General features: G+C 68.9%; 16 protein-coding genes. 7 read left to right on the top strand and 9 right to left on the bottom strand.

All coding sequences use genetic code 11. The features are described 5' to 3' along the window. Nucleotides 1–50: 50 nt before the first annotated feature. Nucleotides 51–812 carry a lysophospholipid acyltransferase family protein gene (locus WA675_RS20495; RefSeq protein WP_336086286.1) on the top strand — a complete coding sequence of 254 codons (762 nt, stop codon included), beginning with the start codon at nucleotides 51–53 and terminating at the stop codon, nucleotides 810–812. Here WA675_RS20495 and WA675_RS20490 read toward each other — a convergent pair. Then, entirely contained in the window at nucleotides 806–1,117 is a 312-nt protein-coding gene (locus tag WA675_RS20490; protein WP_336086285.1) for a GNAT family N-acetyltransferase, read from the bottom strand. The genes WA675_RS20495 and WA675_RS20490 overlap by 7 nt on opposite strands. A gap of 74 nt (nucleotides 1,118–1,191) precedes the next feature. Here WA675_RS20490 and WA675_RS20485 point away from each other — a divergent pair, with 74 nt between their 5' ends. Beyond that, nucleotides 1,192–2,325, top strand: coding sequence for a glycerate kinase (locus tag WA675_RS20485; RefSeq protein ID WP_336086284.1), 1,134 nt, complete (start codon nucleotides 1,192–1,194; stop codon nucleotides 2,323–2,325). Here the strand turns inward: WA675_RS20485 and WA675_RS20480 are convergent. Beyond that, nucleotides 2,322–2,663 (bottom strand): winged helix-turn-helix transcriptional regulator, encoded by a 342-nt coding sequence (locus WA675_RS20480; protein ID WP_336086282.1) that lies wholly within the window; start codon nucleotides 2,661–2,663, stop codon nucleotides 2,322–2,324. The two genes, WA675_RS20485 and WA675_RS20480, sit on opposite strands and share 4 nt — an antisense overlap. Nucleotides 2,664–2,808: 145 nt before the next feature. Between WA675_RS20480 and WA675_RS20475 the strand changes: the two genes are divergently transcribed. Beyond that, nucleotides 2,809–3,687, top strand: coding sequence for an NAD(P)-dependent oxidoreductase (locus WA675_RS20475; protein WP_336086281.1), 879 nt, complete (start codon nucleotides 2,809–2,811; stop codon nucleotides 3,685–3,687). A gap of 46 nt (nucleotides 3,688–3,733) precedes the next feature. Here WA675_RS20475 and WA675_RS20470 read toward each other — a convergent pair whose 3' ends face one another. Genes WA675_RS20470 through WA675_RS20460 form a run of 3 tightly spaced genes read right to left on the bottom strand, consistent with a single transcriptional unit; the run spans nucleotide 3,734 to nucleotide 5,692 of the window. Then, entirely contained in the window at nucleotides 3,734–3,970 is a 237-nt protein-coding gene (locus WA675_RS20470; RefSeq protein WP_336086280.1) for a helix-turn-helix transcriptional regulator, read from the bottom strand. Continuing rightward, a complete protein-coding gene (locus tag WA675_RS20465; RefSeq protein WP_336086279.1) occupies nucleotides 3,960–4,790 on the bottom strand; it encodes an ABC transporter permease in 831 nt (276 codons plus the stop codon). Before WA675_RS20465 ends, WA675_RS20470 begins: the two co-directional genes overlap by 11 nt. Continuing rightward, complete coding sequence (locus WA675_RS20460) at nucleotides 4,787–5,692, bottom strand: ABC transporter ATP-binding protein (protein WP_336086278.1); 906 nt, start codon at nucleotides 5,690–5,692, stop codon at nucleotides 4,787–4,789. Before WA675_RS20460 ends, WA675_RS20465 begins: the two co-directional genes overlap by 4 nt. Before the next feature lie 181 nt (nucleotides 5,693–5,873). On the opposite strand from WA675_RS20460, the gene WA675_RS20455 reads away from it, so the two are divergent. Continuing rightward, a complete protein-coding gene (locus WA675_RS20455; protein ID WP_336086373.1) occupies nucleotides 5,874–6,320 on the top strand; it encodes a nitroreductase/quinone reductase family protein in 447 nt (148 codons plus the stop codon). Here WA675_RS20455 and aroQ read toward each other — a convergent pair. Next, nucleotides 6,317–6,766 carry a type II 3-dehydroquinate dehydratase gene (aroQ, locus tag WA675_RS20450; RefSeq protein WP_336086277.1) on the bottom strand — a complete coding sequence of 150 codons (450 nt, stop codon included), beginning with the start codon at nucleotides 6,764–6,766 and terminating at the stop codon, nucleotides 6,317–6,319. The genes WA675_RS20455 and aroQ overlap by 4 nt on opposite strands. Before the next feature lie 15 nt (nucleotides 6,767–6,781). Beyond that, complete coding sequence (locus tag WA675_RS20445) at nucleotides 6,782–7,336, bottom strand: hypothetical protein (RefSeq protein WP_336086372.1); 555 nt, start codon at nucleotides 7,334–7,336, stop codon at nucleotides 6,782–6,784. 490 nt (nucleotides 7,337–7,826) lie between these two features. Here WA675_RS20445 and WA675_RS20440 point away from each other — a divergent pair, with 490 nt between their 5' ends. Both WA675_RS20440 and WA675_RS20435 read left to right on the top strand, forming a co-directional pair. Then, nucleotides 7,827–9,413 (top strand): NTF2-like N-terminal transpeptidase domain-containing protein, encoded by a 1,587-nt coding sequence (locus WA675_RS20440; RefSeq protein WP_336086276.1) that lies wholly within the window; start codon nucleotides 7,827–7,829, stop codon nucleotides 9,411–9,413. 81 nt (nucleotides 9,414–9,494) lie between these two features. Further along, nucleotides 9,495–9,851: a DUF3054 domain-containing protein gene (locus WA675_RS20435; protein WP_336086275.1), complete on the top strand. Its 357-nt coding sequence runs from the start codon at nucleotides 9,495–9,497 to the stop codon at nucleotides 9,849–9,851. Nucleotides 9,852–9,886: 35 nt separating this feature from the next. On the opposite strand, the gene WA675_RS20430 is transcribed toward WA675_RS20435, so the two are convergent. Beyond that, nucleotides 9,887–10,966, bottom strand: coding sequence for a lysylphosphatidylglycerol synthase transmembrane domain-containing protein (locus WA675_RS20430; RefSeq protein WP_336086274.1), 1,080 nt, complete (start codon nucleotides 10,964–10,966; stop codon nucleotides 9,887–9,889). A 4-nt stretch (nucleotides 10,967–10,970) separates the two neighbouring features. Further along, entirely contained in the window at nucleotides 10,971–12,491 is a 1,521-nt protein-coding gene (locus WA675_RS20425; protein ID WP_336086370.1) for an adenylate/guanylate cyclase domain-containing protein, read from the bottom strand. A gap of 148 nt (nucleotides 12,492–12,639) precedes the next feature. Between WA675_RS20425 and WA675_RS20420 the strand changes: the two genes are divergently transcribed. After that, nucleotides 12,640–13,788 carry an RNA-guided endonuclease InsQ/TnpB family protein gene (locus WA675_RS20420; protein ID WP_336086273.1) on the top strand — a complete coding sequence of 383 codons (1,149 nt, stop codon included), beginning with the start codon at nucleotides 12,640–12,642 and terminating at the stop codon, nucleotides 13,786–13,788. Nucleotides 13,789–13,868: the final 80 nt, after the last annotated feature.

The raw sequence follows: 13,868 nt of genomic DNA, 5'->3' as shown, positions 1-13,868 counted from the left end.
TAAAAATTCTGGTCCGGAGCCGCTCCGGCCGCGCCCGGTAGGGTCGCGTCATGCATGTGCCCGAAGTTCTGCTCGAAGACGACGCCGCCGTGTACGACTACTACCTGCGACATCAGCAGAACCGGTGGCAGGCGCTGGCCTCCTACGCGGTGCTCGCCCGTCGTTACCGGCCCCGGGTGTTCTTCGCCGAGGGCGCCAAGGCCGGGCTGAAGGCGCTCATGCGCAGTGGACGACCGGTCATCTACGCGATCAACCACCTGTCCACCAGCGATCCCTACACCGTCGCCGCCACCGCCTGGCGCTCGCCGCTGCGCGGCAAGATCGGCCGCGTCCGGGTGCTGGCCAAGGACGAGCTGTTCCTCGAGCCCGAACAGCGCCGCAAGGTGGACATGATGGGCGGGATCCCGGTCTTCCGCGGCAAGGACCACGGCATCCGCGCGGTCAACGCCGCCGGTCAGCGCATGATGGACGTGTGCGCGCAGCGGCTCTCGCGCGGTGACCACCTGGCGATCTTCCCGGAGGGCACCTGCAACGACGTCGACCCGGCGGCGGTGCAGTCCATCGGCAGCGGCATCGGCCACATCGCCTTCCGCGCGGCCAAGCTGGACGCGCCGCCCGCGCTGGTCGCGCTCGGCATGAGCTACGGACCGCGCCCCGACCCGAAGGTCGAACCCAGCGGCGCCGAGGTGGTCTCGGCCGCGGTCTACTTCCGGGCGCCGGTCGCCGAGCTACCCCAGCGCCCCGGCGATATCGCCCGGTTCGTCAAGGAGGAGTTGCAGCACGCCGTGGACGGCGCGGTCGCGCGCTACTGAGGCAGCCCGAACAGCTCGCGCGCCCGCTGCGGCACCAGCGAGATGTAGCCGGGATGGGTCTCGACGAAGTGCAGCACCACCGCGCACAGCGGCAGCACGCTGAACCCCTCGGTCCGGCTGGCCGCCAGCGCGGCCTCGACCAGCACGTTCGCCAGGCCACGGCCCTCGAAACGGGGATAGATCTCGGTGTGCACGAGGGCGCGTTCGGCCCCGGTGTCCTGGTACTCGATATAACCGGCGGGCTGCCCGTCGGCGGTGAGTTCGAACCGCTCGAGCGCGGTGTTGTCGCGGACCTCGGTCGCCATGGGTCGAAACTACCCCGCCGACCGGTCGTGGACTGTGTATGGCGGGTTTCGGTCCGAGCCCGGACAATGGCCAGATGACCATCGGACCGCGCGTGGTGCTCGCCCCGGACAAGTTCAAGGGTTCTCTCACCGCCGCCGAGGTCGCCGAGGCACTGGCGACCGGAATCAGCAGGCGCAGGCCGCTCGCGGACGTGCGCCGGGTGCCGGTCGCCGACGGTGGCGACGGCATGGTCGACGCCTTCGTCGCCGGGGGCTGGCAGGCGGTGCCGGTGGCGGCGCCCGGCCCCACCGGGGAGCCATCGACGGCGGTCTACGCCCGGCACGGGGACATCGCGGTGGTCGAACTGGCCGCCGCGGTCGGCCTGGTGAAACTGCCAGGGGGCAGGTTCGATCCGCTCGGCGCCGACACCTTCGGGCTGGGTGTGGTGGTCGCGCACGCGCTCGACCACGGCGCCCGCGACATCGTGCTCGGCCTGGGCGGCAGCGCGTCCACCGACGGTGGCGCGGGGTTCCTGCGCGCGCTCGGACTGCGCCTGCTCGACGGTTCCGGCCGTGAATTGGGTCTGCGGTCGGCGGGGTCGAATGTCTCGGCGCTGCTGGCCGAGGTGGTCACGGTCGACCGGGCCGGGCTGCATCCGGCCATCGCGCGGGCGCGGTTCACCCTGGCCTGCGATGTGGACAATCCGCTGCTCGGCCCGTTGGGCGCGGTCGCGGTGTACGCGCCGCAGAAGGGCGCGAGCCCGGCGCAGATGCTGGAACTGGAAGCGGCCTTGACGAATTGGGCCGCCGTGCTGGGCACCGGGTACGCCGAGATCGGCGGCGCTGGCGCGGCGGGCGGCACCGGATTCGGCGCGCTGGCGGTGCTCGGCGCGCAGGTGCGCAGCGGGATCGATGTGGTACTCGAGCTGCTCGAGTTCCACGCGCTGGTGGACGGCGCGGCGCTGGTCGTCACCGGGGAGGGCTCGCTGGATCACCAGAGCATGCACGGCAAGGCGCCGGTCGGGGTCGGCGCGGTGGCCAAGGCGGCCGGGGTGCCGGTGGTGGCGGCGGTCGGGCGAACGTTGTTGTCGCCCGGGGAGATCCGGGCCGCCGGGTTCCGGCGCTGCTATCCGCTCAGCGATCTGGAATCCGATCCAGCGCGCTCGATGGCCGACCCGGTGCCGCTGCTCGAGCGCATCGGCGAACGGATCGCGCTCGAGCACCTCTAGGAAGCGACTCGCGGGCTCAGTTCGGCGCGGTGCTCGTTGCCCCAGGTCTCCAGCGCGCCCAGGGCGGTGCGCAGGGTCTCGCCGAGCGCGGTCAGCGAGTACTCCACCCGGGGTGGGATCTCCGGATAGATCTCGCGGTGCACCACGCCCGCGGCCTCGAGCTGGCGCAGGTTCTCGGTGAGCACCTTCTCGCTCACCCCGTCCAGCAGCCGCCGGATCTGCCCGAACCGCTGCGGGCCCTCGCCGAGCACCCACATCAGGTGCATCTTCCACTTGCCACCGACCACGTCGATGGCCAAGCTCATGCCACAGATGGCGTGATCTACGTCACCATTCATGCTCCGCGCACCTCTCCCGACCGTATTTCGGACCTCCAGGTAAGCAACCACACTCCCACGTGCGCTCTTCCCGCCGCTGCCCGCGCCGCCCACCATGGAGTCCGGCGCCGAACCCATCCAGCATCGAGAACCGAAGGGACACCTGATGTCCGAGCAGAACACCCCCCGATCCGTCTCCGTCCTGGGTCTGGGCCCGATGGGCCAGGCCATGGTGCGCGCCTTCCTGGCGGCCGGTGTGGAGGTGACGGTGTGGAACCGCAGCAGCGCCAAGGTCGACGCCATGGTCGAACTGGGTGCCAAGCGCGCTGCCACCGTCGCCGAGGCGCTGACGGCCAACGAGGTGGCGGTCCTGAGCCTGACCCACTACGCCGCCATGTACGACGTACTCGGCCAGGCGCCGGAAGCCTTGGCGGGCAAGGTGATCGCCAATCTGTCCTCCGATTCGCCTGCGCAGGCGCGGGCCGGGGCGGCCTGGGTGCGCGAGCGCGGCGCGCAGTTCCTCTCCGGCGGCGTGATGTCGGCGGGCGACAATATCGAGCACCCGGCCTCCTACATCTTCTACAGCGGGCCCCAGGAGGTCTTCGACGCGCACGCCGCGCTGCTGCGCCCGCTCAGCCCGCAGGAATACCTCGGCACCGATGACGGCCTGGCCCAGATCTACTACCAGGCCCTGCTGACGGTCTTCCACCCCTGGCTGCTGGCCTTCGACCAGGCCACCGCCATGATCGCCCGCTCCGGCCACGACATCACGCGGTTCCTCCCCTTCGCGGTGCGCTCCAGCGAGGCCTACCCGTACTTCATGCAGGAGTTCGCGGAGGCCAACCAGCAGGGCGGCTGGGCCGACCTGGCGAGCCTGAAGATGATGGTCGCGGGCGCTCAGCACATCATCGACGCCAGCGAGGAGGTCGGCGTCGACGCCGCGTTCTCCCAGCTGTCCCAGACCTACTGGCGCAAGGCCGTCGCCGCCAGCGAGAAGGCGGGCAAGCCGGTATCGACCTTCGAATTGATCGGGGGCACAGCATGATCCACGCACGTCGCCGTCCGGCACCGGGGGGTGCCGGACGGCGGGGTCATGCGGTGCCGGTGCCGAGGCGGGGAAACGGTTCGACGGCGAACACCACCTCGACCGCCACCTCGAAATAGGCCGCGATGCGCAGGGCGAGGTGCAGGCTGGGGCTGTATTCGCCCCGCTCCAGATAGCCGACGGTCTGGTAGTGCACGCCCAGCGCCTCGGCGAGGTCGCGCCGCGAGATGCCGCGCTCGGCGCGCAGCATCGCGATGCGGTTGTAGATGACCTCAGAAGGCACGCTGCATCGCCTTTTCCCTTCGCTGTGCCATGGCGGCGCCGGACTCGTGTTCGGCCATCCGCCGCAGGACGATCGGTGCGATCGCCAGCCCGGCGACCGCCCAGATCCCCAGTACCGCAGCCGTTTCCAGATGCCGCCAGGACTGGTCGAGCTCGATGACCACGGCCTCGCCCGGCAGCAGGGCCGAGCGCATGCCAAGGCCGAGCCAGTACATCGGGAACACCTGGGCGAGCGTCTGCAACCAGCCCGGCAGCGCGGTGATCGGGTAGAAGATGCCGGAGATGGCGATCAGACCCATCAGCGGCATGGTGAGCAGAAAGGCGGTGCGGGTATCGAGCACACTGCCGAGGATCGCACCGAAGGGCAGCACGGCCAGCATGCCCAGCGCCAGCACCCATAGGAAGGTCGCCACCGCGCCCGCCCCGCTCAGCGAGGAACCTCCGATGATCAGCATGCCCACACCGAGCACGATAACCACCTGCGCGACCACCGCCCCGGAGGTGGCGACGACCTTGCCGACGACGTAGGCGCCCATCCCCTTCGGCACCGCCTTGGCGCGCAGCAGGGTGCCGTCCTCCCGGTCGAGCACCAGCACGTTGAGAATCGCGTACATGCCGTTGAACGCGATGATCGAGCCGAGCAGACCGGGCAGGGCCAGTTCGGCGATCGAGAGCTCGCCGCCGTCGTACCTCCGGTCGCGCAGCAGGTAGAGCACCCCGAGAGTGATCGCGGGAGTGAGGAACTGCCCGATCAGGTCGGGGGCGTTGGTGTAGGCCTGGCGCAGTTCGATCAGGCCCCGCCGGATACCTTGCCTGCTCATCGGGTGACCTCCGCGAGAGTGTGGACGGGCGCGCTGTCCTCGCCGGATTCGGCGCGCCGGACCAGGGTCATATAGGTGTCTTCGAGCGAGGCGCGGCGCACCTCGAGCTCCCCGATGGCCTCGCCGTGCTGCTTGAACAGCTCGTGCACGAACTTGGTCGACTCGGCGGTGGTGTGCACGAAGCGCTGGTCGTCGACGGTCCAGCTCACCTGGGCCTCCCCGGCGATGGCGCGGGAGAGTTCGTCGGGCGAGCCGTCGGCGATGATGCGCCCGCCAGCCAGGATGAGGATCCGGTCGGCCAGCTTCTCGGCCTCGTCCAGGTCGTGCGTGGTGAGCAGGACGGTGGTGTCCTCCAGATCGGCCAGCCGGTGCACCAGGTCGTGGAAATCGCGCCGGGCCGCCGGGTCGAAACCGGCGGTCGGCTCGTCCATGAACAGCAGGTCGGGCTTGCCGACGACGCCGATCGCCACATCCAGCTTGCGGCGCTGGCCGCCGGACAGCGTCGCGATCTTGGCCCCCGCCTGCTCGGTGAGCCCGACCAGGGCCAGCAGCTGGTCGATGTCCCACGGCCGCTCGTAGTACGAGCCGAGATGCGTTAGCAGCTCGCGCACCCGCCATTTGGCGTGGTCGCGCCAGGATTGCAGGACAACGCCGATGCGCGCGCGCCAGGACTCGTCACCGTGTTCGGGATCGGCCCCCAGCACGTCGACGCGACCGGCCGACCTCCTGCGGAACCCCTCGAGGATCTCGATCGTGGTGGTCTTGCCCGCGCCGTTGGGCCCGAGCATGACGAGTACTTCGCCGCGCCTGGCCTGAAATGTCACCTCGTGCAGCACGTCGATGTCGCCGTAGCGCATCTGCAACCGCTGGACATCGAGAACGACGCCGTTCTTCGAAGTCATGATTCCTCCCAGTCATCGACCTTCGATGATATGTAGCATATGTACTACATTTCATCGCGGCAATACTTCTGGGCGAAATCGCATTTTCCGAAAACGAGAGCACTGCTCTTGACAAGCCGTCGGGTAGCGCGCATGCTTGTACACAACAGAGAGCAGTGCTCACAGTTCAGGAGTGATCAGCATGGACAACGCCACCCGCTACCTCGGCCCCACCGGCATCGACCCGATCATGAACAAGGTCCTCAACTGGTTGCCCCGGCTCGGCATCAGCGTCGCGGGCGGACGGCTGCTGGCCGTGCGCGGCCGCAAGAGCGGCGAATGGCGCACCACCATGGTCAATCCGATGACCGCCGCCGACGGCGCGCGCTACCTGGTCGCCCCGCGCGGTCACACCCAGTGGGTGCGCAACCTGCGCGCGGCCGGTGACGGCGAACTGCGCCTGGGCCGCAAGGCCGAACCCTTCACCGCCGTCGAGATCGCCGACGCCGACAAGATCCCGCTGCTGCGGCTGTACCTGGAGAAGTGGGGCTGGGAGGTCGGCCGCTTCTTCGAAGGGCTCGACAAGAACGCGACCGACGCCGAATTGGCCGAGATCGCACCGGGTTTCCCGGTCTTCCGGATCGCCTAGGCCAGCGCGAGAAACTCGATCGCCGCCGCGTAGCCCTGGATGCCCATCCCGGCGACGACCGCGACGGCGATGGGCGAGACGAAGGAGTGGTGCCGGAACTCCTCGCGCGCATGCACATTGCTGATATGCACCTCGACGATCGGCACCTCGGGAATCACCAGCGCGTCGCGCAGCGCCACCGAGGTATGGGTCAGCCCGCCCGGATTGATCACGATGGCCGACACCTCGCCGCGCGCCGCGTGGATCCGATCGATCAGCGCGCCTTCGTGATTGGACTGGAAGGCCACCACCTCGCGCCCGAACCTCGCGGCCGTGCGCTCGCACAGCGCGATCACGTCGTCGAGGGTGTCGGACCCGTACACCTGCGGCTGACGGGTACCGAGCATGTTCAGGTTCGGCCCGTTGAGCACGAGAATCGGGCCGGTGGCCTGCACGGTATCTGCCATGCAGGCCACTCTAGGTCACAGCCCGGTCGGGCCCTCCGAACGCAGGTCGTCGACCTTGCGCATGGCCTCGCGCAGTTCGGCGAGCCAGCTCTCGGCGTGCTTGCCCGCCAGTTTCACCGTCCAGGCCAGCGCGTCGGCGCGGGAGCGGGCCACGCCCGCGTCGATGAGGGTGTCGAGCACCTGGCGTTCGGGCTGGCGCAGGCGGGTCATCACCGGGACCGCGAGGTGGGTGAACAGGATTCGCTTGCCGTCGAGATTCACGCCCCAGGCCACGCTGCGGCCGTAACGGCGCTGGGCCTCGTCGGCGATCTGCATGCGGGCCGGGCGGGTCGCTTCGCGCCAGCGGGCCAGTGCGCCCTCCCTGGTCGCCGTCGAGGCGCCCTCGGTGTCGGGCAGCACGCCGACGACCACGATCTCGTCGCGGTCGATCTCCAGCTCCGGCGGGCCGGTGAACCAGTCGTCGGGCAATCGTCCGGCGAACCAGTCGGCGGCGTCGGCGGGATCGGGGAGATCCGCTTGCTGCCAGCCGCCCGGGCGGCCGAATCCACGTTCGCGATGGCCGTTGCGCATGGCGATCACCTGCTCTCCGCGTTGCATGTATTGCGCTGATTACAAGATTACGCCCATTCGGAACTGCCGGATTCCGCTCTGCGAGAACGGTCGCGGAATCGCCGTGCGCGCGGCGGCGGCCAGAGGTTGGCTGTCGGAGGCGGTGGGTACCCTCGGGTTGAATCGCCGGACAAATGCGAGATCCGCACAACTGCGCGTGCCCGCCGGTACCGTTGGTGCGCCAGATGTTGCCACTGGCTGGGCGAGGTTCGAAATGTAGTCCTCATCGGGCGAGATTTCGGGCACAATCAAGGTGCTGAGGTCGAGTAGCGTCCCGTGTTACCGGGGCATCGGAGACGGGTCAACTTCCGGTACGGTGGAATTGTTACCGGAGTGGCAAGAGTGAAGAGTGGGCGATATGGATGTGTGGGGATCCCGCCGCTTTCGCGTCCGGGGCGCAATGGCGATCGCGGGGGTTGCGACCCTCGCCCTCGCGTTGTGCTCGTGCGGAGTGGGTGGGAAGCCGAGTGCGGCGGAGTCGGTTGTCCAGCGGTTCACCGACCTGCTCGACGATCAGGACTACGCCAAGGCCGCCGACCTGACGTCCTACCCCGCCGCCGCGTCCGCAACCATGAAGCAAATGTTCGAGGGGTTGCGGACGGGCACCGTCGACTACGAGAAGTCGCAGGTCATCGATCTGGACTCGCAGTCGGCTATCTTCAGCATGGATGTCGGCTGGAACTTCGGGGAGCGCAAGGACTGGACCTACACACTCCAGGGCACCGTGCGAAAGCTCGCCATCGGCTGGCGCATCTCCTGGGACCCGGCCGTGGTGATGCCGCAGCTGGCCGACAATCGCACCGTCAAGCTCGTGCGCACCACGGCCACGCCGCCGCCGAAGGTCGTCGACCTGTCCGGTGAGCCGCTGATGACCGAGCAGACCATCAATGTCATCAAGATCGACCCGAGCCGCACCGGCGACCTGGTGGCCTCCACCAACGCGCTGGCCGACGCCATCGAACCGGTCGCGCCGCTGATCACCGGGCCCTCGCTGATGCAGAAACTGGCCGCCGCGCAGGGGCAGCCGGTCGTCGCGGTGAACCTGCGCGAAGGCGATTTCGCGATCCTCGAGCCGCGCATGGCCAAGGTGCCCGGCGTGGTGATGGAGAAGCAGCCCAAGCTGATCTCCGCCGACCGGCGCACCTGGTCGCCCATGCTGGACGCGCTCACCAAGGTGTGGCAGTCCAGCCAGGAGGCCACCGCGGGCTGGGGCGTGCAGATCTTCGAAGCCGACGGCAAGTTCGTCAACCAGGTGGCGGGCTACCAGGGCCCGGCCGGGCCGGATATCGCCGCGACCATGGACCAGCGCCTGCAGCGCGCCGCCGAGGACGCGGTGGTCAGCGTGGGCACGCCCGCCAGCGTGGTGGCGATCCAGCCGTCCACCGGCGCGGTCGTCGCCGTCGCGCAGAACTCCTACGCCTCGGAGAAGGGGCCCATCGCCTTCACCGGGCTGTTCCCGGCAGGCGGCACCATGGACCTGTTCCGCGCCGTCGCGGCCGCGAAGCTGAAGAAGGCGCCGCAGGACGTCACCGAGCAGGAAGCCGCCGACGCGGCGACCGCGCTGGGTGTCGGCGTCGACTTCAAGGTGCCCGGCCTCGACGAGGTCACCGGGCGGATCAGCGCCCCCGGCCGCAATACCGAACAGGTGCGCCAGGGCGCGGGTTCGGACGCGGTGCTGGCCAGCCCGTTCGGGATGGCGATCGCCGCGGCCGCCATCTCGCGCGGCTCGGTGGTGCCGCCGATGATCGAGGCCGGTCATCCGAGCACCACCGACACCCCGATCCCCGCGCTCGAACAGCCCGCCGTCGACCGGCTGCGCGCCATGCTCCAGGAGGGCATCGGCAAGCCGGAAACGGCTGCGCTGCGCGGCTTCCGCGATGTCACCGCCTTCGCGGCGACCGGCGGCACCGACGGCTGGCTGCTGGCCACCATGGGCGATCTGGTCTTCGCGGTGCACATCGCCGATGTCGACAGCGGCGACGCCACCTCGCGGATGGCCGCGGTGCTGCTGAAATCGCTGGCGACGCCGGAGCCCTGAGCCGCTCCGCGGTGGCATGAACACTGGTCAGTGGGTATCGACCCGATCTCGATCTAGATCAACAACGGTTACGCTGCTCGGGTGAGGAGATTCGCGCCGCTGCTCGTCGATGCCCTGTTGGTGATCGTCTTCTGCGCGATCGGGAGGCGCAGCCACGACGAGGCGGTGCTGGCCGGACTGCTGAAAACGGTGTGGCCCTTCGGGATCGGGCTGCTGCTCGGCTGGGCCGTCGCGTACGTACTGGCCCGCGACTCGCGCTTCGACGCGACCAGCCTGTGGCCCAGCGGTCTGGTGATCTGGGTGTGCACGCTGGTCGGCGGGATGGCGCTGCGCGCGGTCAGCGGGCAGGGCGTGGCGGTGAGCTTCGTCATCGTCGCCGCCTGCGTGCTCGCGCTGTTCCTGCTCGGCTGGCGGGCGGCCATCAGCGCGTTGCGGTGATATTGGCGGCTGGTGCCGCGGTTCTTCAGCCGCAACTAGATTCGTCGCTGTTTGAACTCCGCTTCCAGCGCTTCGTCGTCGTCGTGCGGGGTGCGGAACAGGAACGCGAAGACGATCCAGCCCACGATCGCCACCAGGATGAAGCTCACCAGCCGGTAGATGAACGCGGCCGCCACCGCCTGCGAGGCGGGTAGGCCCGCGCCTGCGGTGAGGCCGTAGATCAGGGTCGCGTCCACGTAGACGATGCCGCCCGGCGCGAACGGGATCGAGCCCACCGCCTTGCCCGCGGCGAACGCGATGAGCAGCCCGGACAGCTTGGGATCGGCGCCGATCGCGAAACAGGCCGCGCCCAGGCAAGCCACATCGGCGAAGCGGTGCACCAGCGCCCAGACCCCGACCAGGCCCGCGTCCTTCTTGCCCAGATCCACCGACTCGAGCTGGTCGCGGATCTCGGCCAGCTTGGCGATGCCGTGATCGGCGGGCTTCTTGCGCCACCGGTTGACCAGCGCGAGGATCCGGCGCAGCAGCGCCTCCAGCGTGCCGGGATGCCGGGCCAGATAGTTGCCCACGAACAGCAGCACGGCCAGCGCCACCAGCGAAGCGATCAGATTGAACCCGATCCGGTTGCCCACCAGCGCCGCCCCGGCGATGCCGAGCAGGGCCAGCCCCGCCGTGGCCACCACCCCGGAGAACACCAGCTGCCAGGACGCCACGATCGGGCTGGCGCCCCAGCGGCGGGTCTGGCGGTAGGTGAAGGCGGTGGAGAACACCTGGCCCGCGGGCAAGGTCAGCGACATGGCCGTGGCGCCGTAGACCACCGACACCGACTTGCGCTGGCTGACATCCACCCCGCCCGCGTGCAGCAGCTGCTTCTGCACCCGGCCGAAACCGCTCATCGACACGGCCTGCAGGAAGATACACAGGACCAGCCAGCCCCAGTGGATCTCGGTGAGCGTGCGCCAGGATTCGTGCAGCCGGGGCCAGAGATAGGCGCCCTCGCCGATCAGCAAGGCGAGCAGGGCCGTGCCGAGCACCCACTTCACCCACCGGAACCGGCGGCGGCGCTCGGCCACGGGCAGCGCGGGTTCGCCCGCTAGGTCGCCGTCGGCCGTCACGATCTCAGCCTAACGAACGAACCTGTTCCCCTGGCTGCGCGCCGAGCTCGGTGGTCACGCTCTTCGGCCAGGCCAGCCGGGTTTTTCTGCGTCTGCCACGCAGCTGGACCTCGTCGCCGGTCTCCCAATGGTCTTGCTCGCTTTCGTCGGCGAAGTACAGCGCGCTGCCCGAAGCGAGGACGCGGCCGGGATGATCTTTGGCCAGTTCGGTGAGTCGCGACGCCTCGTTGACGGGGTCGCCGATCACGGTGTATTCGAAGCGGTTGGCGGCGCCGATATTGCCCGCGACGGCCAGCCCGGCCGACACGCCGATACCGACATCGAGGCTGGTCACCTCGCGCAGGGCCTCGCGCAGATCGCGCGCGGCCGCCAGGGCGGCGCCGGGTGCGTCGGGGCGGTCCAGCGGCGCGCCGAAGATCGCCAGCGCCGCGTCGCCGACGAACTTGTTGACAAAGCCGTGGTGGCGGTCGATCACGTCGACCACCACCCGGAAGAACTCGTTGAGCAGGCTGACGACCTCGGTCGGCGGGCGTTCGGCGGCCGCGGCGGTCGAGCCGACCATGTCGACGAACAGCACCGCGACGAACCGGGTCTCACCGCCCAGCTCGGTGCCGTAGTCCAGCGCGCGCTGGGCCACGTCCTCGCCGACGTGCTGACCGAACAGTTCCTGCAGCTTGCGCCGCTTGGCCGCCTCCTCCATCATCCGGTTGAAGCCCACCTGCAACAGCCCGATCTCGGAGCCGTCGTAGACCTCCACCTGCACGTCGCGCGCGCCGCCCTGCACCCGGTTGATGGCCTGTGACAGCTGCCGCACCGGGTCGGAGATGGACGAGCCGGTCAGCATGGACAGCGCCAGCGCCTGCATGATCACCACGCCGCACAGCAGCAGGATGGAGATGGCCAGCGAGTTGGCCGAGAATTTCACGTCCGAGGAGATCTGGGTGACGCACAGCAGCACGATCGCGATGGTCGGCGCGAAGGTGCCCATGCCCCAGGTCATCGCCATGCGGGTACCGACCCCGGGCGTGAGCGTGTGGTCGAAGGTGCCCTCGGTGAGCGCCTCGGCGGCCACCGGGCGCAGGATGCGCTCACCGAGCATGTAGGTGAAGCCGAACACGATGGTCGCGGCCATACACTCGGTGACGATCACCGCGCCGCCCAGCTCGGGCGATTCGGCGATGATCAACCCGGCCAGGATGCCGCCGCCGATGATCCACAGCACCAGGTGCACGATCGACTGCCGCAGCGGCACGTGCAGCGCCGCCATCTGCTCCCGCCTGCTCGGCGGACCCCCGCGCATCTGCCAGCGCATCACCGGCCGCAACATCAGCGCGGCGGCGACGATACTGAGAATCGCCGCGATGCCGAACACCAGCACCGGCGCCAGCAGCCCCGTCTGCCGCACCCCCGTCGGGTCGCCCTCCGGCACCGGCAGCCCGTACTGGATGAACGCCCAGACGAGTACGGCGCCGAACGCGTTGGCCAGCAGTATCGACGTCAGATACAGCGGCCAGCGCGTTCGCATGGTCTGTTTGACCGCTTCCAGAGGCGCCGACACGACCACCAATCTAGCGTTCGGACCGATAGGCTCTCTCGAGTGACCGTGTTCCGCAGCTCAACGCCCCCGTCAGCCGGGGCTGAGCCGGTTCATAGCTCACTGCTATTGTCGCCGCGTGCAGTTGAGATATCAGTTTCGTATCGAGCCGACCGCCGAGCAGCGCGTAGCGCTGGCACAGGCTTTCGGCTGCGCGCGGGTGGTATTCAACGATTGTCTGCGTCTTCGGCAGCAGGCATACGCCGGAGGGTCGATTCTCTCCGATACCGAACTGCAGAAGCAGGCTGTCACCGAAGCGAAGCGAACACCTCAGCGTGCCTGGCTGACCGATGTGTCCTCTGTGGTCCTGGTCCAGGCGTGTCAGGACGCGCACCGATCCCATCGGAACTGGCTGGATTCGATCTCCGGCAGGCGCAAGGGACGCACGATGGGTGCTCCGCGTTTTCGCTCACGCAAGGACAACCGCCAATCCATCCGGCTGACCCGGAACGGGTTCAGGATTCGGGCCAACCGCAAGCTCTACCTGGCGAAGATCGGCGAAGTGGCGGTGCGGTGGTCTCGGCGCCTGCCCAACGATCCGTCGAGCGTCACCATCGTTCGGGACGCGGCAGGACGATTCTTCGCCAGCTTCGTGGTCGAGGTGTCACCGGTTGTGCTCCCGGCGGCCGACTCGGAGGTCGGGATAGACCTGGGTCTTACCACCTTCGCGGTGCTGAGCGACGGCACGACGATCACGTCGCCGAAGTTCCTCCGGCGGGCGGAACGAAAGCTCCGCAGGGCACACCAGTCGCTGTCGAGAAAGCAGAAGGGCAGCAGAAATCGCGCTGCGCAACGTCTCCGGGTGGCGCGTGCGCACGCCGCGGTTGCCGACGCACGCCGGGATTGGGCCCACAAGCAGTCAACGAAGATCATTCGCGAGAACCAAGCGGTGTTCATCGAGGATCTGCCCGTGCACGGGCTGGCGCGTTCCCGGATGGCGAAGTCGGTGCACGATGCCGGGTGGGGCATGTTCATCCGCATGCTGGTGGAGAAGGCGGCGCGTTATGGCAGAGTCCTCGGCAGGGTGGACCGGTTCTACCCGTCGAGTCAGATCTGCTCTTCGTGCGGGGCACTCGACGGACCCAAGCCGCTCTCGATCCGGATCTGGCAGTGCGCGTCCTGCGGTACGGTTCACGACCGCGATCTGAATGCAGCCAAGAACATCCACGCCGCCGGACGGGCGGAGTGGCTAAACGCCTGCGGAGAGTCGGTAAGCCTGTCCGCCTAGCGGGGAGCGCGACTCTGTGAAACAGGAACCATCCGATGCGGCGCCCGGCGTCGCCACGGGAAACCAGGTCGTTCGCGACC

The organism is Nocardia sp. SSK8, from assembly GCF_037034205.1.
Taxonomy (GTDB): Bacteria; Actinomycetota; Actinomycetes; order Mycobacteriales; family Mycobacteriaceae; genus Nocardia.
The sequence above is the reverse complement of the archived record's forward strand: the minus strand, read 5'-3'. Positions and strand labels throughout refer to the sequence as shown.